Source organism: Tepidimonas aquatica (assembly GCF_007556585.1).
Classification (GTDB): Bacteria; Pseudomonadota; Gammaproteobacteria; order Burkholderiales; family Burkholderiaceae_C; genus Tepidimonas; species Tepidimonas aquatica.
This window is the reverse complement of sequence record NZ_VJNA01000013.1, coordinates 58,333-75,794: the sequence shown is the minus strand read 5'-3', so window position 1 is coordinate 75,794 and position 17,462 is coordinate 58,333. Positions and strand designations below refer to the sequence as shown.

The window sequence follows — 17,462 nt, the reverse complement described above, 5'->3', positions numbered from 1 at the left end:
GCGCGCTTTGCGCATGAACAGGTGCGACAGCCTTGCTTCCAACTCCTGCCACGGCATGCGTGAGGACAACACCGCCAGCGGATGGCGCAGGTCGATCATCTGATCGAGCCGGGCGCGGAAGAAGTCCTCGGTGGCGGGGCAGGCAAACATCGCAAAACTCCCAGAAAACGGCGCATCAGACATCAGATCTGGGGGAAATTGTACTCGCAAACAGACAATAACACAAGAAAAATCATGCTGTTATGAATATTTCAGGAACGACTATTTCACGTCGATGTGTACGTAGCCCGGCTCGTAGGCAGCAAAGGGGGCGTGCGTGGCCTTGCGCGCCTGCGGCTGCAGCGCCCGCAGGTTGCTCACCCCGTGGCGGCGCAGGCAGCGATCCAGGCCAGAGCGCGAGACATCTGGGTTGACGAACTCGCGCATGACCGCCAGCAGATCGTCCAGCGACAGCAGCAGGGTCTTGCGCAGTTGCACCGCGATGATCTCCTGCGCCGCTGTCAAGGTGGTCGGCAGCCGATGCGGCGTGTGCGGCCGGTCTTCGAAGCTCGTGCGGTGCTTGCACTTGAAGACGGTCATGGGCGACACACCGTAGCGCTGCGCCAGCGTCTGGATCGACTCGTCGCTGGCGGCAATCTCGGCGCGGATCGCCGGGGTGGTGCGCGCCAACTTGTGCAGTCGCACGATCATGATCGCACTCCTTCGGATGAGACCTCGCCGCCGACTCCCGCGCCTCGCAGCAGCTCTTGCAGGATGCTGCGTGCCAGCAGGTATCCACGGCGGCTGGGTATTATGTGATCATCCGGGATGCGACAGATAGGCGAGGGAGCGAGCACCGCGCAACGCCGCAGATGGTCTACCGCAACAGTTTTTCAACGGCCTGCTAGGGACAACCCGTAGATGACCCGGGGCTTTCACGTCAATGTGCGGTTTTTGGTGTATCTTTTGGGCTTGCGCGCACAAAAACAAGTGGTTGCGCAAACCGTTTCAACCTCGTTTCGTTCGACAAGGGTAACCATGCATCTGTACAGCAAACTGACGATTGCCGCCGTGGCCACGCTGGCGCTGGCCGCCTGTGGCAAGAAGGAAGAAGCCCAACCTGCCGCGGCGCAAGGTCCGGCCGTGGACGCCATGGTGGTCAAAATCGGCCACGTCGGCCCCACCAGCGGACCGATCGCGCACCTGGGCAAAGACAATGAAAACGGAGCCCGTATGGCTATCGACGAGCTCAATGCCGCCGGCATCCAGCTCGAAGGCAAGCCGGTCAAGTTCGAGCTGCTGGCTGAAGATGACGCGGCCGATCCCAAGCAAGGCACCGCTGCGGCGCAAAAGCTGGTGGATGCCAAGGTCAACGGCGTCATTGGCCACCTGAACTCAGGCACCACTATCCCCGCGTCGCAAATTTACAACGCGGCGGGCATTCCGCAAATTTCGCCGTCGTCGACCAACCCGAAATACACCCGTCAGGGCTTCAACAACGTGTTCCGCGTGGTGGCGGATGACACCCACCTGGGCGGCACGCTGGGCAAATACGCGATCGAAAAACTCGGCGCCAAGAAAGTGGCGGTGATCGACGACCGCACCGCCTACGGTCAGGGCGTGGCCGATGAGTTCGAAAAAGGCGTCAAGGCCGCGGGCGGCGAAGTGGTGGACCGTGAGTTCACCAACGACAAGGCCACCGACTTTAACGCCATCCTGACCAAGATCAAGGCCAAGAAGCCCGACGTGATCTTCTTCGGTGGCATGGACGCCGTGGCCGGCCCGATGCTCAAGCAAATGAAGCAATTGGGCATCAACGCCAAGTTCATGGGCGGCGACGGTATCTGCACCAGCGAACTGCCCAAGCTTGCGGGCGACGGCATGGCCGACGAGCAGGTCTACTGCGCCGAAGCCGGCGGTGTCGAAGGCGAACAGAAGGCCGGTATGGAGAAGTTCCGCGCCGACTACAAGGCCAAGTTCGGTATGGACGTGCAGGTGTACGCGCCGTACGTGTACGACGCCGTGCACGTGATGGTCAAGGCGATGCAAAACGCCAACTCGGCCGACCCCGCCAAGTACCTGCCGGCCCTCAAGCAAATCAGCTACAAGGGCGTGACCGGCCCGATCGAGTTCGACGAAAAGGGCGACATCAAAAACGGCGCACTGACGCTGTACACCTACAAGGGAGGTCAGCGTACCGAGATCGCGGTCGTGCGCTGATCCGGCGTTTCGGCGCATCGACAAAAACCCCGCTGCGGCGGGGTTTTCGTTTTGTCGGGCGACGGGCGTCGCAGGGCTGCAGCTCCAACAACGAAAAACCCCGCCTCCAGGGGCGGGGTTTCTTGCGGAGCGCGGCGTTGGCGCGTGTTCCCGTGGGGCCACGGGCCATGCGCCGCACGGCTGGGTCAGGACAGGTGCGAGCTGATGATCTTGGTCATCTCGAACATCGACACCTGCGGCTTTTTCAGCACCGCCTTCAGCTTGGCGTCGGCGTTGATCATGCGCTTGTTGGTGGCGTCCTGCAGCTTGTTTTTCTTGATGTATTCCCACACCTTTTTGGTCACCTCGGTGCGCGGCAGCGGTTTGGCGCCGACGATGGCGGCCAGCTCGGCGCTGGGCGTCATCGGCTTCATGAAGGCTGCGTTGGGCGTGCGTTTGGCCGCAGCAGGCGCAGCTTTGGCGCTGGCCTTGGCACTGGTCTTGGGCGCAGCGGCCGGCTTGGCCGAGGCCTTGGCGGCGGTGGACTTGGGCTGGGCAGCTTTCTTCGCAGTGGCCATGGGTGTGTTTCCTTGGGTTGGTTGCAAGCTCGCCACGCCGCGCCCGCAGCGCTGCTGCAGGCGCGCGCATGGATAAACGCATCGTAATCCGATTGCAGCCGATTTTCCAGAGCAACGGCAGGGATTTGGGCGCAGACGGGGGTTTTCCCGGGGTGGCGCGGCGTGCAGCGTTGCGTGCAACCGACGCTGCCGCGACCCCATGGGTCATCCGTGCCAGGCTTTCCAGGCCATCGAGGTAGCCAGCCCGTACAGCAGCACGGCAAACACGCGCTTGAGCGTGGCCACCGGCAACGCATGCGCCACGCGCACCCCCACCGGGGCCATGAGCACGCTGGCGCTGGCGATGACGGCCAGCGCGGGCAAAAAGATGAAGCCCAGCGACCCTGCGGGTCGGCCCGCCACCTGGGCGCCCGACCAGATGTAGCCCACGGCGTTGGCCAGCGCGATGGGAAAGCCGAGCGCCGCGCTGGTGGCCACCGCCTGATGCATGGCCACACCCCACCAGGTCATGATCGGCACGCTGATGAAGCCCCCGCCCGCGCCGACGAGGCCCGAAACAAAGCCGATCAGACTGCCCGCTGCCGTTTGGCCGACGGCCGACGGCAGGCCGCGCGGCTGGGCTGGGGCGGGGCGCTTGGCCGAGCGCAGCATCTGGGTGGCCGAAAACGCCACGAACACGGCAAACAGCAGCGCCAGCCACCGCCCCGACAGCACGCGAAAGACGCCCGCACCGGCGCCCAGCGCGCCCAGCACGATGCCGGGTGCGAGGTTGCGCACGAGGTCCCAGCGCACCGCCCCGCGCCGATGGTGCGCACGTACGCTGGACAGCGAGGTGAAGACGATGGTGGCCATTGAGGTGGCGATGGCCATCTTGACCGCCAGGTCGGCCCCGACGCCACGATGCGACAGGATCAGCGTGATGAAGGGAACCATCAACATGCCGCCACCAATGCCCAGCAGCCCGGCCAAAAAGCCAGTCCCCAGGCCCAAGGCGGCCAATTCCACGATCAACAGGGGTTCGAGCATGCACTGCCACCGCGCGGGACGGGCTGGTCGTCGGTAGGGTTGGAGGGTGTCTGCCAAACCGCCAGGCCGGCATCCTGAACACGGGGTTCAGGTGGGCGAGGGCAGCGCAGTTTCGGGTTCGTCTGACGCGAGACGCTCACGCCCACTGCGCGATGTACCAAGCCCGGGCTCGATGAGCATTGGTTCAAGGAATATAAAGCCCGGCGGATGGCAGACAGCCCCATTGTACCGCCACCCAGGCGCTTGCGGCGCACCTGCGCGGCGTCACAGCAGCCGGTCGTCGGCCAGCGCGGCGTCGATACGGTTGACCAGCTCACGCAAGCGCCGTTCGGCGTCCGGCGCCAGGCTTTCAGCGTGGGCGTGCTCGCCCTCGGCGGCACCGAACGACGAATTGCGAAACGCCAGTGCCGGGTCGCGGTGCGCGGCGTCGTACGCGATGTTGAGCGCGGCCAACACGGCGATGCGTTCGCGCGCCTTGACCTTGCCGGCGTCGCGGATGCGGCACATCGCGGCGTCAACCTGCGCCACCGCTTCGCGCAGCGCCTCCTCGCCACCGGCGGGGCAAGCCAACGTGTACGACTGCCCCATGATCTGGACTTCGATCTGCTTGATCGGCGGACGCTGGGTCATGGTGCGGCCTCCTGTTGATCGAGCCGATGCAGCAACGCATCCAGGCGCGCCTGGGCTTGGCGGCACTGCGCACGCAGGCGGTCGCGCTCCTGCGCCAGGCGCTGCACCTCCGCCTGCAGCAGGGATTGGGTGCGCAGCAGCTCCTCGTAGCGCAGCAGCAGGCGATCCACCCGCTGGGCGAGTTGGTCGATCACGGTGGCGTCCATCAGCGTGCAATTGTAGGCCCCACGTCAGCCCCGGCGCTACAATGCCGGTACGTTGGTGCTCGCGCCGCCCACTCGTGGTGGCGCAGTTAAACGGGAAGCTGGGGGGTGGGGCGCTGCCGCGCATCACCTAACCAGCGCTGCCCCCGCAACGGTAAGTGGACGCCGGTCTTTGCCAAAAGGGCCGGCCGCTTGCAGCCAACCGCCACTGGGCGCCGAGGCGCCCGGGAAGGCGCTGCAGGTCGCATCCACCAGCCCGGAGACCGGCCAACGCGGTGGCGTGTCGCCATGCCGGCGGCGCGCCGTGTCGCCCAAGCACTGTCGGGGAAGGCGGTGCGGGCTTTGTTCTTCAAGTTTCATCTTATGAAGCGTACGACGCAACGCGCTCGCTGGGGCGTGCTTCCTTTGGCCACGGCCGCCGCTGTCGCCTGCATGCCTGCGGCCGCCGAAACACAGGCTCTGGCCGAAACCGTGGTGGTGGCCACCCGCGCCGAGCAGCCGCTGACCGATGTGGTGGCCGATGTCAGCATCATCGACCGTGAGCGTATCGAGGCCAGTGGCGCCGCTGGCCTGGCCGACGTGCTGGCCCAGTTGCCGGGCATCGAAATCGCGCGCAACGGTGGCGTGGGGGGCACGACCAGCGTGTTCATCCGCGGGGCGGAGACACGGTTCGTCGCCGTGTTCATCGATGGTGTGCGGGTGGACTCGCAGTCCACCGGTGGCGCCGCCTGGAACGCGCTGCCACTGGCGCACGTCGAGCGCATCGAGGTGGTGCGCGGTCCGCTGGCAGCCATCTACGGTTCCGATGCGCTGGGTGGGGTCGTGCACATCGTCACCCGCACCGGGGAGGCGGGTTGGCAGCCGAGTGTCGAAGTGGGCGCAGGCAGCCATGGCACGCAACGGGTGGCCGCCAGCGTGCGCGGGGCGCAGGGGCCGTGGTCGCTGGCCCTGGGGGTGCAGCGGGAGCTGAGCGACGGCTTCAATGTGCAGCCAGCCGCCAACCCCGACCGCGATGGTCATCGCGCGCGCTCGGCCCACATGCGGCTGGGCTGGACGCCCGCGGCGGGTCACACGCTGACCCTGTCGGCCCTCGACAGCCGCATGGAGGCCCAGTACGACGGCTATATGTCCACCGCCGACGACTGGGCCACGCAGGACGTGCGCACCGTCGGCGTGACGTGGGATGCGCGTTGGTCCGACGTGTACGCCTCGCGCGTCGCGCTGGGTCGGGGCACCGACCGCTACTCGACACGGCCCAGCCCTTACCAGACCGACACCGAGGTCAGCACCTACCTTTGGCAGCATCAATGGTTGCAAGGGCCACACCGCATCCAGCTCGGCTTGGAGCGCCGCGAAGACCGTTTGCTCAACGCTTCGACGACGCCCAACCGCACCCGGCGCTCGCAAGACGCGGTGGCACTCGGGTACGGCTGGGCTGAGCGCGGGCGTGCGTTGCAAGTCAATGTGCGCCACGACGACGACAGCGAGTTCGGCGGGCAAACCACGGCGTCGGTCGGCGCAGCCTGGAGCCCAAGACCTGGCTGGCGGTTGCGTGCCAACGCAGGCTCCGCGTTTCGTGCCCCCACGCTGTTTCAGCGTTTCAGTATTTACGGTGTTCCCTCCCTGCAGCCGGAGACGTCGCGCAACATCGAGTTGGGGGCGCAGTGGCGTACTGGCGTGCACCACGTGGGCGCGACGTGGTACCGTAACCGCGTGCGCGACCTGATCCAATACGTGCCCGGGCCTGGCCCGTGCGTCAACGGCAGCGGAACGTGGGCTGGTTGCTACGGCAACGTGGGCCGGGCGACGTTGCAAGGCTGGACGCTGGAGGGCGGCACCCAAATGGCGGGGGTGCGTCTGACGGGCTCGCTGGACTTGGCCGATCCGCGCAACGACCTGACCGGCAAGCGGCTGACCCGGCGTGCCGCGCGGTACGCCACGCTGCGGGCCGAGACGACCGCGGCGCCGGTGCGTTGGGGCGTGGAGTGGCGGCTGGTGGGCCAGCGCTGGGATGACGCGGCCAACACCAAACGTTTGGGTGGCTACGGGCTCGTCAACGTCTCGCTGCGTGGTGCGTTGGCGCGCGACTGGCAGTGGCTGGCGCGTGTGGACAACCTCGGTGGCCAAGCGTACGAGACGGCACGCGGCTACGCGACTGGCGGGCGCAGCGTGTTTGTCGGTGTGCAGTGGACGCCCGCACCGTCGAACTGACCGGCCGTGCCGGTTGTCCTATGTCCAAGGCTTGTGTCGCCCTGCTGATCGCCGCCCCGGCCTCGGGCCAGGGCAAGACCAGCGTCACCGCGGCGCTGGCGCGGCTGCACGCGCGGCAGGGGCGGCGCGTGCGGGTGTTCAAGTGTGGGCCGGATTTTCTGGACCCGCAGTGGCTGGCGCTGGCCAGCGGCCAGCCGGTGGACAACCTGGACCTGTGGATGAATGGCGAGGCCGACGTGCGGCTGCGGCTGGCGCGCGCGGCCGAGCACAACGACCTCATCCTGATCGAAGGTGTGATGGGGCTGTTCGACGGCGAGCCCAGCGCCGCCGAACTGGCGCAGCGACTGGGCATCCCGGTGCTGGCGGTGGTGGACGCCGGAGCGATGGCGGGCACCTTCGGCGCTCTGGTGCACGGGCTGCGCCACTACCAGCCGGGCTTGCCGTGGGCCGGGGTGCTGGCCAACCGCGTGGCCGGCACGGGGCACGCGCAGATGCTGCAAGCGGCGCTGCGCGACGGCGACGGCCCCTGGTGGGGAGCGCTGCCGCGTGACGAAGGTTTTGCCCTGCCGCAGCGCCACCTCGGCCTGACGCAGACTGGTGAGCTGCCCGATGCGCTGGCGCGGCTGGACCGGCTGGCCGATGCGCTGGCGGCCACGCCGCTGGCGGGGCTGCCGTGGCCCGACTGGCAGGGCTGGGCCGTGACGCTGCCGCCGCCCGCGCAGACGGCGGTGCCGCGGCCCCACCTGGCTGGCCGGTGCATCGCGGTGGCGCGCGATGCGGCGTTTGGCTTCATTTACCCCGCCAACGTGGAGACGCTGCAGGCGCTGGGGGCGGAGGTGGTGTTCTTTTCGCCGCTGGCGGACGAGCCGCTGCCCGACGCCGATGCGCTGTGGCTGCCGGGTGGCTACCCCGAGCTGCACGCCGACACGCTGGCTGCCGCGGGCCGCACGCGCGCCAGCGTGCAGCGCCACGTGCAGGCGGGCCGCCCGGTGTGGGCGGAGTGCGGCGGCATGCTGGCGCTGCTGGAGGGCCTGACCCTGGCCGACGGGCGGCGCGTGCCGATGTGGGGGCTGCTGCCGGGCGAGGCCGTCATGCGCGCGCGGCTCGTGGCGCTGGGGCCGCATGCGTGGGCGACACCCTGGGGCGAGCTGCGCGGGCACACCTTCCACTATTCCGAGGTGCAGATGCCGCTGGCGCCCGCGTCGCACACCACCCCGGCGCGCTCGCATGGCCGGCCCGAGGCCGTTTGGCACCACGGGCCGGTGCTGGCGAGTTATTTCCATGCGTGGTTTGCTTCGGCGCCCGAGGCGGCGGCGCACCTGTTCCTGCCGCAGGGCCGGCGGGCCGACGTCTGGGGCGGGCTGCCGCCGGCGGGCGATGCGGCGGCCGGTGTCGGCTTTCGTAGCCCGGCTGGGGCCGCATCGCAGGGGGTGACGACATGAACCGCTCCAGCTTTGGCCCGCAGCGCATCGTCTGCCTGACGGAGGAGACCACCGAGTGGCTCTACCTGCTCGGGCAGCAGCACCGCATCGTCGGCATCAGCGGCTACACGGTGCGCCCGCCGCAGGCGCGGCAGGAAAAGCCGCGCGTCAGCGCGTTCCTGAACGCCAAGATCGACAAGATCCTGGCGCTGCGGCCGGATCACGTGTTCGGCTTTTCCGACCTGCAGGCCGACATCGCCGCGGCGCTGATCCGCGCGGGCGTGGCGGTGACGGTGTTCAACCAGCGCAGCGTCGAGGAGATCTTTGCGATGCTGTGGCAGGTGGCGGCGCTGGTCGGCTGCGCGCAGCAGGGTGAGCGGCTCTTGGAGGCGATGCGGGCGCAGCACGCCGCGATGCGCGCCGCGGTGCGGGAGCGCTTGCGGCAGGGCGCACGGCGCCCGCGGGTGTACTTCGAGGAGTGGGACGACCCGCCGATCACCGCGATCCGCTGGGTGTCGGAGCTGATCGAGCTGGCCGGCGGGCAGGACATCTTCCCGGAGCGCGCGCGCGAGCCGCTCGGCAAGGACCGGGTGCTGCCGGATCCGCAGGAGGTGGTACGTCGCGCCCCCGACCTCATCATCGGCTCGTGGTGTGGCAAGAAATTCCGGCCCGAGCGCGTGGCCGCGCGGCCGGGCTGGCAGGACGTGCCGGCGGTGCGCGACGGCCAGCTGCACGAGATCAAGAGCGCCGACATCCTGCAGCCCGGCCCGGCGGCGCTGACGGATGGCGTGGCGCAGCTGCACCGCATCATCCTGGCGTGGATGGATGGGCCAGGCCGCGCGGCGGCGGGCGAGCTCCCACGGGAGGGTGGCGATGCGTGAGCTGGTGCTGGGCGGACAAAAAAGCGGCAAGTCGCGCTGGGCCGAAGGCCGCGCGGCGCAGTGGCTGGCGGCGGATGCGCGCCACCGCGCGGTGCTGCTGGCCACCGCCCAGCCGCGCGACGCCGAGATGCGCGCGCGTATCGAGCGCCACCGGCGCGAGCGCGCCGCGCGCGTGCCGGGGCTGGAGACGCTGGAGGTGACCGGCGCGGAACTGCCGCAGGCGTTGGAGCGCCAGAGCTCGCCGCAGGCGCTGGTGGTGGTCGATTGCCTGACGCTGTGGCTGACGCAGCTGGCGTGGCCGCCGGGGCGGGCGGCGGCGGTGGAGCTGGAGACGCTGGAGGCGCCGATGCAGGCGCTGGCGCAGGCGCTGCAGGCCGTCAGCGGCCCGGTGGTGCTGGTCGGCAACGAAATCGGGCTGGGCGTCATTCCGCTGGCGGCCGAGGTGCGCGCCTTCGTCGATGCACTGGGCAGGCTCAACCAGCGCGTGGCCGCCTGCTGCGAGCGCGTCACGCTGATGGTGGCCGGCTGCGCCCTCGTCGTGAAGGGGCTGCCGTGAGGGGGGGCGGTGTGCTCGACGGCCGGGCAGACCGGCCGCTGGGGGCCGCGAGCCGCTGCCCGGTTGGCCGGTGCGATCGCGTCCGGGCGTTGTGGCGTGCAGCGGTCGTGCTGGCGCTGGCGTTCGTCGGTCTGGCGGCGTGGCCCGGTGCCCGCGCCGAGGTGCGCCTCACCGACGACCAGGGCGTCGAGGTGCGGCTGGCGCAGCCGCCGCAGCGCATCGTCAGCCTGCTGCCGTCGCTGTCGGAGGCGGTGTGCGAGCTCGGCCGCTGCGACCGGCTCGTGGGGGTCGATCGCTACACCAACTGGCCGCCGATGCTTGCCGCCGTGCCGCGTGTCGGCGGCGGGCTGGACCCCAACATCGAGGCGATCGTGGCGCTGCGGCCCGACGTGGTGCTGCTGGCCACCTCCTCGCGCGCGATCGAGCGGCTGCGCGCGCTGGGCCTCAAGGTGGTGGCGCTGGAGCCGCGCACGCACCAGGACGTGCAGCGCGTGCTGCTGACGCTGGGGGCGTTACTCGAGGTGCCGGATGCGGCACGCGTCTGGCGCGCGATCGACGCGGGGGTGTCGGCGGCGGCGCAGTCGCTGCCGCCAGCGGCGCGCGGGCTGCGCGTCTATATGGAGGTCAGCCCCGGGCCCTACGCGGCGGGGGAGGCCTCCTTCATCGGCCAGACGCTGCAGCGGCTCGGCGCGCGCAACGTGGTGCCGGCAGCGCTGGGCCCCTTTCCGAAGCTGAACCCGGAGTTCGTCGTGCGCGCCGACCCGGACGTGATCCTGGTCAGCAGCCGCGCCGCCGAGGCGCTGGCGCAGCGGCCCGGCTGGGCTCGTCTGCGCGCGGTGCGGCAGGGGCGGGTGTGTGCGTTCGACGCCGCGCAGTCCGACGTGCTGGTGCGCCCGGGGCCGCGCATGGCCGAGGCGGCGCGGCTGATGGCCGATTGCCTGGCGCGCGCCGCCGCCCCGGCGCGCCCGGCGGCAGGCGCGACCTCTGCGGCGGGAGGACGCCCGTGAACGCGCGCCGCGCCGCCGGGGTGCTGCTCGCGCTGCTCGTGGCGGCGGCGGGGCTGCTGGTGCTGGCGGTCAGCGTCGGCAGCCAGGGGCTGGAGCCGGTGTGGACGATGCTCGCATCGCCGTCGGACGAGGGGCAGGCGGCGCTGGCGGCGCAGATCGTGTGGGAGATCCGCCTGCCGCGGGCGCTGGGCGCCTGGGCCGCCGGGGCGCTGCTCGGCGTGGCGGGCGCGGTGGCGCAAGGGCTGTTTCGCAACCCGCTGGCCGACCCTTTCCTGCTCGGCAGCGCCGCGGGGGCGTCGCTGGCGGTGGCGCTCGCGCTGGTGGCGCTGGGCGGCTCGGCCGGCATGCTGGGCGGCGGCGGCGCACCCGGCTGGAGCGTGCTGTCCGCGAGCCTGTGGGTGCGGCTGGGCCTGACCGGGGCGGCGTTCGTCGGGGCGCTGGCGGCGGTGCTGCTGACGCTGGCGCTGGCGCGCGGGGTGCAGCACACGCTGCGACTGCTGCTCGCGGGCGTCGTGGTGGGCGTCGTGCTGGGGGCGGGCACGCAGTTCGTGCTGCTGCTGGCGCCGGATGCGCTGCAGGCGATGCAGGCGTTTCTGCTCGGCTCCACGGCGTTCGTCGGCTGGTCCTCGGCGGGGCTGATGCTGGTCGCCGCCGCGCTGTGCACCGCGGCGGCGACGCTGCTGGCACGCGCGCTGGACGCCTTGGCGCTGGGGGAGGCCACGGCCTCGAGCCTGGGTGTGCCGCTGCCGGCGCTGCGCCTGGCGCTGGTGGCGGTGCTGGCGCTGGCCACGGCCAGCGCGGTGGCGCAGACCGGGCTCATTGCCTTCGTCGGGCTGGCCGCGCCGCACCTGGTACGCGCACTGGTGCCGACGACGCACGGCTGGCTGATGGCGCTGGCTGCGGCCATGGGCGGCGCGCTGCTGCTGGCCGCCGACACGCTGGCGCGCTGGTGGCTGGCGCCGCAGGAGCTGCCGGTGGGCGTGCTGACGGCGGTGCTGGGCGGCGGCTACCTGCTGTGGCTGATGCACCGCGGGCGGCTGCGGGGGCAGGGGGCATGAGGGGCGGCGTGGTCAATCCATCCCACCCCGTGGCGCTGGCTGCGCAGGGGGTCAGCGTCCGGCTGGGCCGCCACCCCGTGCTGCACGGCGTGACGGCGGCGCTGCCGCGCGGGCGCTGGACCTGCATCGTCGGCCCCAACGGCGCGGGCAAATCGACGCTGCTGAAGGCGCTGGCGGGCTTGCTGCCGCTGCAGGGCGGGCGCGTCGAGCTGCTGGGGCGGGCGCTGCAGGACTGGCCGCGCCGGGCGCGCGCCCGCACGGTGGCGTGGCTCGGGCAGGCCGAGCCGGGCGGCGACGACCTGACCGCCTGGGACGTGGCGATGCTGGGCCGGCTGCCGCACCAGCCGTGGCTCGGCGCGCCCAGCCCCGCCGACCGCCGCGCGGTCGAAGAGGCGCTGCGCCTGACGCAGGCGTGGGACTGGCGCGCGCGGCCGCTTGCGCAGCTATCGGGCGGGCAGCGCCAGCGCGTGCTGCTGGCGCGTCTGCTGGCGGTGCAGGCGCCGATTCTGCTGATGGACGAGCCGCTGGCGCATCTGGATCCGCCGCACCAGGCCGACTGGCTGGCGCTGGTGCGCGGCCTTGTGCAGCGTGGACACACGGTGGTCAGCGTCCTGCACGATCTGACGATGGCGCTGCAGGCCGACGAGCTGCTGATCCTGGACGGCGGTCAAGTGCCCCATCAAGGCCCGGCGGACGATCCGGCCACGCACCGCGCGCTGGAGCGGGTGTTCGAGCGGCGCATCGTGGTGCGACCGCTGGACGTTGAGGCCACTGTTGCGGGCGATGTTGGGGCGCGTTGGGTTGTGGTGCCCAAGGTGCCTGTTGGGGCCGAAGGCGGCTGCGCCGCCGGGGCCGCTCGCGCCCACCCGGGCGCATTCATCTCTAAGGAGGTCTGTCATGCACATCGAACCTGGAATCGTTGAAGGCAGCAAAGCGTTGCTGGGGTACGCTACCGGCACCGCTGCTTTGGCATGGGCTGGCAAGCTGGCTTGGGACATGCTGCGGCAGGAGGGGACGCTGGCGTTGCTGCTGCGATCGCTGCTGACCACCGCCCTGGTGTTTTGCTTTTTCGAGGTGCTGCCGCACCATCCGGTCGGCGTCTCGGAGGTGCACCTGATCCTGGGCACCACCTTGCTGCTGCTTTTTGGGGTGGCGCCGGCCGCCTTGGGGCTGGCCGGTGGGTTGCTGATTCAGGGGCTGTTTTTTGCGCCAACCGATTTGCCGCAATATGGGATGAACGTCACCACGCTGTTGGTGCCGCTGTATGCCACCGCGGTGCTGGCGCAGCGGGTCATCCCGCAGCAGGTGGCCTATGTCGATCTGCGCTATGCGCAGGCGTTCAAGCTGTCACTGGCTTATCAGGGTGGTATCGTGGTTTGGGTGGCGTTTTGGGCGCTGTATGGTCACGGCATGGAAGCGGACAACCTGGCCGACATTGCGGCGTTCGGCGCGGCGTACGTGGCGGTGATTGTGGCTGAGCCGCTGATCGACCTGGCGGTGCTGGCGGCAGCCAAAGGCCTGCACGCGTTGAAGCACAGCGCGGCGGTGCAGCGCCGGCTCTACCATGCTGCTTGAGGCTGCGGTGCCGATGGCACCGGGGTGGGTGTCGATCGTCGGCGCCGGCCCCGGGCCATTGGATTTGCTGACCCTGCGTGCCCTGGATCGGCTGCGGCGCGCTGAGGTGGTCATTCACGACCGTCTGATCGGCGCCGACATCCTGGCCGAGATTCCGGCGCAGGCGCTGCGCTACGACGTTGGCAAGGCGCGCGGCCGGCACACGCTGCCGCAGTCCGACATCCACGCGCTGATGGTGGCGCACGCCCGCGCAGGCCGCCGCGTCGTGCGGTTAAAGGGCGGCGATCCGTTCATTTTTGGTCGCGGCGGCGAGGAGATGCAGGCGCTGTGCGCCGCGGCGGTGCCGTTTGAGATCGTGCCTGGGGTCAGCGCGGCGCAGGGCTGCGGGGCCGCCGCGGGTATCCCGCTGACGCAGCGAGGGCTGGCCAGCCTGTGCGTCTTCTTGCCGGGGCACGGTGACAGCGGCGACGTCGGCTATGACTGGGCGGCGCTGGCTCGTCCCGCCCAGACTTTGGTGTTTTACATGGGAGTGGCGCGGCTGGCGCGCATCGCCGAGCGCCTCATGGCGCATGGACTGCCGCCGGATACGCCAGCGGCACTGGTGCTGGACGGCACGCGTCCGACCCAAACCGTGCTGGCTTGTCCGCTGCAGGTGTTGGCCAGCCAGGCCCCGCCATATGGGCCGCGGCCTGGGCTGTTGATCATCGGCCCGACGGTGGCCTTGAGCCCGCACTACCGGGCGCAGGCAGCAGCCCCGTGGGAGGAGCTGGCGCGATGAGCGAACTTGATGCGGGCCAAAACCGAGAGGCGCTGCGCCGCGGCTGGTGCCCGGGAGCCTGGCGTCCGATGCCATCGGGCGATGGTTGGATCCTGCGCATCCGCGTGCCGATGGGGCGGCTGTCGCGGCGGCAGGCCGAGGGGCTGGCGGCCCTGATGCAGGCGCAGCGGCTCGATGTCATCGAGTTGACCCAGCGCTCCCATTTGCAATGGCGCGGCGTGCAGCCGGCTCAGCACACTGCGCTGCTGAGTGGCCTGCGGGCGCTGGGCCTGCTTGACGGGGACGCCATGCAAGAAGCGCGGCGCAACGTGCTGGTGCAGCCGTGCTGGCAACCGGGCGATGCCACGCACCGGGTGGCGCGGGGGTTGCTCAAGCGGCTGCGCCAGCCCGATGCCCCGCGGCTGCCAGCCAAGTTCGGCTTTGCCGTCGATCTGGGCAAGCGCCCCTACCTGCGCGCCGCCAGCGCCGACGTGCGCATCGAGCCCCTGCAGGATGGCTGGGTGCTCGTGCGGCCCGATGGCAGCCCGCATGGTATGGCGGTGCCGCTGAAGCGTGCGGCTGAGGAAGCGATGGCGCTGGCGGCGTGGTTCGCCGAACACGCTCATGGGCCCGGTGCTCCGCGTCGCATGGCCGCTTGGATGGCGCAGCGGCGCCGGCCCGCGAGTGAGACTCTGTCTCCAGCCCCGATCAATGCCGACTCACAAGCGCTTGAGCCTTGGTGGGCCACGCTGCCGCCGGGTATGGCCTGGGTGGCTGCGCCGTTTGGGCGACTCAGCGCCGCGGCGTGGGCGCGGCTGGCGCAGCTGGCACCGTTGCGGCTGACGCCGTGGCGCGCCGTGTTGCTGGAACGCCACGCCCTGGCCCCGCCGGACGAAGCGTGGATCACCGATGCGACAGACCCGCGTCTGCGCGTGGCCGCTTGCGTCGGCGCCCCCGGCTGCGTGCAGGCTTCGGGTGGCACGCTGCCGTTGGCCGGGCTGTTGGCCGCGTACTTGCCAAACGAGGGCTGGTTACACGTCAGCGGTTGCGCCAAAGGTTGCGCGCATCCCTATCCAGCGCCCACGGTACGCGTGCGCCCCGACGGCTGGGATTGGATCGGATGGGGGCGGGCCGATGCCGCGGCCGATGCGCACTGGGGTGCACTTGCGCCGCTCATCGACGCGGTGCGCCGAAGCGCCGGGCGGCATGTCGGTCATGGGCAGGCAGAAGGGTGGCTTGTACGATGACACAAGAGCTGTTTGACGATTACGAACGCGATGGCGCGGCGATCTACCGACGCTCGTTTGCCATCATCCGCACGGAGGCCGACCTGGCCCGCTTCGATGCCCGGCAAGAGCCGGTGGTGGTGCGCATGATCCACGCCTGCGGCCTGGTGGAGCTGGCCAAGGACGTGGCTTTCACGCCCGATCTGGTGCCGGCGGCCCGCGCCGCGCTGTGCAGCGGTGCGCCGATTCTGTGCGACGCGCAGATGGTGGCCGCCGGCATCACGCGCCGCCGTCTGCCAGCTGACAACCCGGTGCTGTGCACGCTGCACGATCCGCAGGTCGGTACCCTGGCGCAGCGGCTGGGCACCACGCGCAGCGCGGCGGCGCTGGAGCTGTGGCGGCCCCATCTGGCCGGCGCGGTGGTGGTTATCGGCAACGCGCCTACGGCCCTGTTTCGGCTGCTGGAAATGCTGCGCGAGCCCGACTGCCCGCGCCCCGCGGCCATTTTGGGCTGTCCGGTGGGGTTCGTCGGGGCGGCAGAATCCAAAGCGGCGTTGATGGCGCAGCCGCCCGCACCGGCGCTGACGGTGCACGGGCGTCTGGGCGGCTCGGCCATTGTCGCGGCGGCGATCAATGCACTGGCCAGCGAGGAGGAGCACTGATGGGGCGCATCGTTGGCGTCGGTTTGGGGCCGGGCGACCCGCAGTTGGTGACGGTGCGTGCCCAGCGTTGGCTCTCCCAGGCTCGTCAAGTGGCCTATTTCCGCAAGCCTGGCCGCCCCGGACGCGCGCGGCGCATCGCCCTGACCTGGCTGGCGCCGCAGGCGGTGGAGCATGCGATGGAGTACCCCGTCACCACCGAGCTGCCGTTTGACAGCCCGGCCTACATCGATCTGCTGGCCCGCTTTTATGACCACTGGGTTGAGCGTCTGGAGGCGCTGGCCGCGCAGAACGACGTCGTGGTGCTGTGCGAGGGCGATCCGTTTTTCTACGGCTCATTCATGCACCTCTATGAGCGACTGCGCCGCCGTGGCCACGTGCCGGTGGAGGTGGTGCCGGGGTTGCCGGGTATGGTCGGTTGCTGGTCGGTCTGCGGCCAGCCGATGACCTGGGGCGATGACGTGTTGACCATCCTGATGGGCACGCTGCCCGAGGATGATTTGGTGCGGCACATGCAGCAGGCCGACGCGCTGGTGGTGATGAAAGTGGGCCGGCATCTCGGGCGGGTGCGGCGGGCGCTGCAGCGCGCGGGTCTGCTGGCACGAGCTTGGCTGGTGCAGGAAGGCACGATGAACGGGCAGCAGGTGCAGCCGCTGGCCAGCGTGGATGAGCAAGCGTCTTGCCCCTATTTCGCCCTGGTGCTGGTGCCGGGTCAGGGCCGCCGGCCGGAGGTGGAAGGATGAGCGGCGGTTGGCTGTGCGTGGCTGGCCTCGGGCCGGGGGATGCGGCGCTGGTTACCCCTCAGGTGCAGCAGGCGTTGCAGGAAGCCACCGACGTGCTGGGGTATGGCCCTTACTTGGCGCGTGTGCCGCGGCGTGCGGATCAAGCGTATCACGCCAGCGACAACCGCGAGGAGCTCGAACGCGCGCGCCACGGGTTGCGGCTCGCGCAGGCGGGGCGGCGGGCGGTGATCGTCTCCTCTGGCGATCCGGGGGTGTTTGCCATGGCTGCGGCTGTGTTCGAAGTCATGGAGTCTGAGCCGGCTTGGCAGCAGCTGGATGTGCGCGTGCTGCCCGGGGTGACGGCGATGCTGGCGGCAGCTGCCAGGCTGGGCGCGCCACTCGGGCATGACTTTTGCGCCATCAATTTAAGCGACAACCTCAAGCCGTGGTCGGTGATCGAGCGGCGGCTCGTGCTGGCGGTGCAAGCCGACCTGGTGCTGGCCCTCTACAATCCGCGTTCGCGCGGCCGGCCTGAAGGTTTTGCCCGCGCCTTGGCGGTGCTGCGCCAGCACTGCGAGCCGCAGCGCTGGGTGGGGTTGGCGCGCGCGGTCTTCACACCACAGGAATCGATTCGGCACCTGCCGCTGGCGCACGTGCAGCCGGACATGGCCGACATGCGCACGCTGGTCATCGTTGGCAACCGCGCCACGCGCACGGTGGGGCGCTACATCTACACCCCGCGGAGGGGCGGCTGATGGCGCCGGGCCGGGGGCG

General features: G+C 70.3%; 18 protein-coding genes, 1 other RNA gene, 2 pseudogenes and 1 riboswitch. Of the genes and pseudogenes, 14 read left to right on the top strand and 7 right to left on the bottom strand.

Annotated features, from left to right (window positions below; translation table 11 throughout):
- Window positions 1-150, bottom strand: a pseudogene (locus Taqua_RS13480) (IS5/IS1182 family transposase); the annotation flags it as partial.
- 114 nt (window positions 151-264) lie between these two features.
- Window positions 265-690 (bottom strand): annotated as a pseudogene (locus Taqua_RS06585) (transposase family protein); the annotation flags it as partial.
- Window positions 691-1,017: 327 nt separating this feature from the next.
- Here Taqua_RS06585 and Taqua_RS06580 point away from each other — a divergent pair.
- A complete protein-coding gene (locus Taqua_RS06580) occupies window positions 1,018-2,199 on the top strand; it encodes a branched-chain amino acid ABC transporter substrate-binding protein (protein WP_144325808.1) in 1,182 nt (393 codons plus the stop codon).
- Between the two features lie 185 nt (window positions 2,200-2,384).
- Here Taqua_RS06580 and Taqua_RS06575 read toward each other — a convergent pair whose 3' ends face one another.
- From Taqua_RS06575 to Taqua_RS06560, 5 genes are all read right to left on the bottom strand, one after another.
- Entirely contained in the window at window positions 2,385-2,756 is a 372-nt protein-coding gene (locus Taqua_RS06575; protein ID WP_144325806.1) for an SWIB/MDM2 domain-containing protein, read from the bottom strand.
- Between the two features lie 204 nt (window positions 2,757-2,960).
- Window positions 2,961-3,782 (bottom strand): sulfite exporter TauE/SafE family protein, encoded by an 822-nt coding sequence (locus Taqua_RS06570; protein WP_144325804.1) that lies wholly within the window; start codon window positions 3,780-3,782, stop codon window positions 2,961-2,963.
- A 43-nt stretch (window positions 3,783-3,825) separates the two neighbouring features.
- Window positions 3,826-4,002, bottom strand: a non-coding RNA gene (ssrS, locus tag Taqua_RS13780) — 6S RNA.
- Window positions 4,003-4,046: 44 nt separating this feature from the next.
- On the bottom strand, window positions 4,047-4,394 hold the full coding sequence (locus Taqua_RS06565) for a cell division protein ZapA (protein ID WP_144325830.1): 348 nt from the start codon (window positions 4,392-4,394) through the stop codon (window positions 4,047-4,049).
- Window positions 4,395-4,408: 14 nt separating this feature from the next.
- Complete coding sequence (locus Taqua_RS06560; RefSeq protein ID WP_425472585.1) at window positions 4,409-4,618, bottom strand: DUF904 domain-containing protein; 210 nt, start codon at window positions 4,616-4,618, stop codon at window positions 4,409-4,411.
- Window positions 4,619-4,654: 36 nt separating this feature from the next.
- Window positions 4,655-4,901: riboswitch (cobalamin riboswitch) on the top strand.
- Between the two features lie 77 nt (window positions 4,902-4,978).
- Between Taqua_RS06560 and Taqua_RS06555 the strand changes: the two genes are divergently transcribed.
- The 13 genes from Taqua_RS06555 (at window position 4,979) to cobJ (ending at window position 17,443) form a co-directional block, all read left to right on the top strand.
- Complete coding sequence (locus tag Taqua_RS06555; protein ID WP_246094646.1) at window positions 4,979-6,826, top strand: TonB-dependent receptor domain-containing protein; 1,848 nt, start codon at window positions 4,979-4,981, stop codon at window positions 6,824-6,826.
- Window positions 6,827-6,846: 20 nt separating this feature from the next.
- A complete protein-coding gene (locus Taqua_RS06550) occupies window positions 6,847-8,268 on the top strand; it encodes a cobyrinic acid a,c-diamide synthase CobB (RefSeq protein WP_144325800.1) in 1,422 nt (473 codons plus the stop codon).
- A complete protein-coding gene (locus Taqua_RS06545) occupies window positions 8,265-9,128 on the top strand; it encodes a cobalamin-binding protein (protein WP_144325798.1) in 864 nt (287 codons plus the stop codon). The genes Taqua_RS06550 and Taqua_RS06545 overlap by 4 nt, the downstream gene beginning before the upstream one ends.
- Window positions 9,121-9,684 carry a bifunctional adenosylcobinamide kinase/adenosylcobinamide-phosphate guanylyltransferase gene (locus Taqua_RS06540; RefSeq protein WP_246094645.1) on the top strand — a complete coding sequence of 188 codons (564 nt, stop codon included), beginning with the start codon at window positions 9,121-9,123 and terminating at the stop codon, window positions 9,682-9,684. Before Taqua_RS06545 ends, Taqua_RS06540 begins: the two co-directional genes overlap by 8 nt.
- 89 nt (window positions 9,685-9,773) lie before the next feature.
- The gene (locus Taqua_RS06535; RefSeq protein ID WP_144325794.1) at window positions 9,774-10,691 is read left to right on the top strand and encodes an ABC transporter substrate-binding protein; all 918 of its coding nucleotides are present in this window, start codon (window positions 9,774-9,776) and stop codon (window positions 10,689-10,691) included.
- The gene (locus tag Taqua_RS06530) at window positions 10,688-11,749 is read left to right on the top strand and encodes an iron chelate uptake ABC transporter family permease subunit (RefSeq protein WP_144325792.1); all 1,062 of its coding nucleotides are present in this window, start codon (window positions 10,688-10,690) and stop codon (window positions 11,747-11,749) included. Before Taqua_RS06535 ends, Taqua_RS06530 begins: the two co-directional genes overlap by 4 nt.
- Window positions 11,750-11,757: 8 nt before the next feature.
- Window positions 11,758-12,672, top strand: a complete 915-nt coding sequence (locus tag Taqua_RS06525) for an ABC transporter ATP-binding protein (protein ID WP_342780906.1) — start codon at window positions 11,758-11,760, stop codon at window positions 12,670-12,672.
- Window positions 12,647-13,324 (top strand): energy-coupling factor ABC transporter permease, encoded by a 678-nt coding sequence (locus tag Taqua_RS06520; RefSeq protein WP_144325826.1) that lies wholly within the window; start codon window positions 12,647-12,649, stop codon window positions 13,322-13,324. The genes Taqua_RS06525 and Taqua_RS06520 overlap by 26 nt, the downstream gene beginning before the upstream one ends.
- Entirely contained in the window at window positions 13,314-14,102 is a 789-nt protein-coding gene (cobA, locus tag Taqua_RS06515; protein ID WP_144325788.1) for a uroporphyrinogen-III C-methyltransferase, read from the top strand. Before Taqua_RS06520 ends, cobA begins: the two co-directional genes overlap by 11 nt.
- Entirely contained in the window at window positions 14,099-15,328 is a 1,230-nt protein-coding gene (locus Taqua_RS06510) for a precorrin-3B synthase (RefSeq protein ID WP_144325786.1), read from the top strand. The genes cobA and Taqua_RS06510 overlap by 4 nt, the downstream gene beginning before the upstream one ends.
- Window positions 15,325-15,969 carry a precorrin-8X methylmutase gene (locus tag Taqua_RS06505; RefSeq protein WP_221933920.1) on the top strand — a complete coding sequence of 215 codons (645 nt, stop codon included), beginning with the start codon at window positions 15,325-15,327 and terminating at the stop codon, window positions 15,967-15,969. The genes Taqua_RS06510 and Taqua_RS06505 overlap by 4 nt, the downstream gene beginning before the upstream one ends.
- Window positions 15,969-16,709 (top strand): precorrin-2 C(20)-methyltransferase, encoded by a 741-nt coding sequence (gene cobI, locus Taqua_RS06500; protein ID WP_144325784.1) that lies wholly within the window; start codon window positions 15,969-15,971, stop codon window positions 16,707-16,709. The genes Taqua_RS06505 and cobI overlap by 1 nt, the downstream gene beginning before the upstream one ends.
- Window positions 16,706-17,443 (top strand): precorrin-3B C(17)-methyltransferase, encoded by a 738-nt coding sequence (cobJ, locus tag Taqua_RS06495; protein WP_068609311.1) that lies wholly within the window; start codon window positions 16,706-16,708, stop codon window positions 17,441-17,443. The genes cobI and cobJ overlap by 4 nt, the downstream gene beginning before the upstream one ends.
- Window positions 17,444-17,462: the final 19 nt, after the last annotated feature.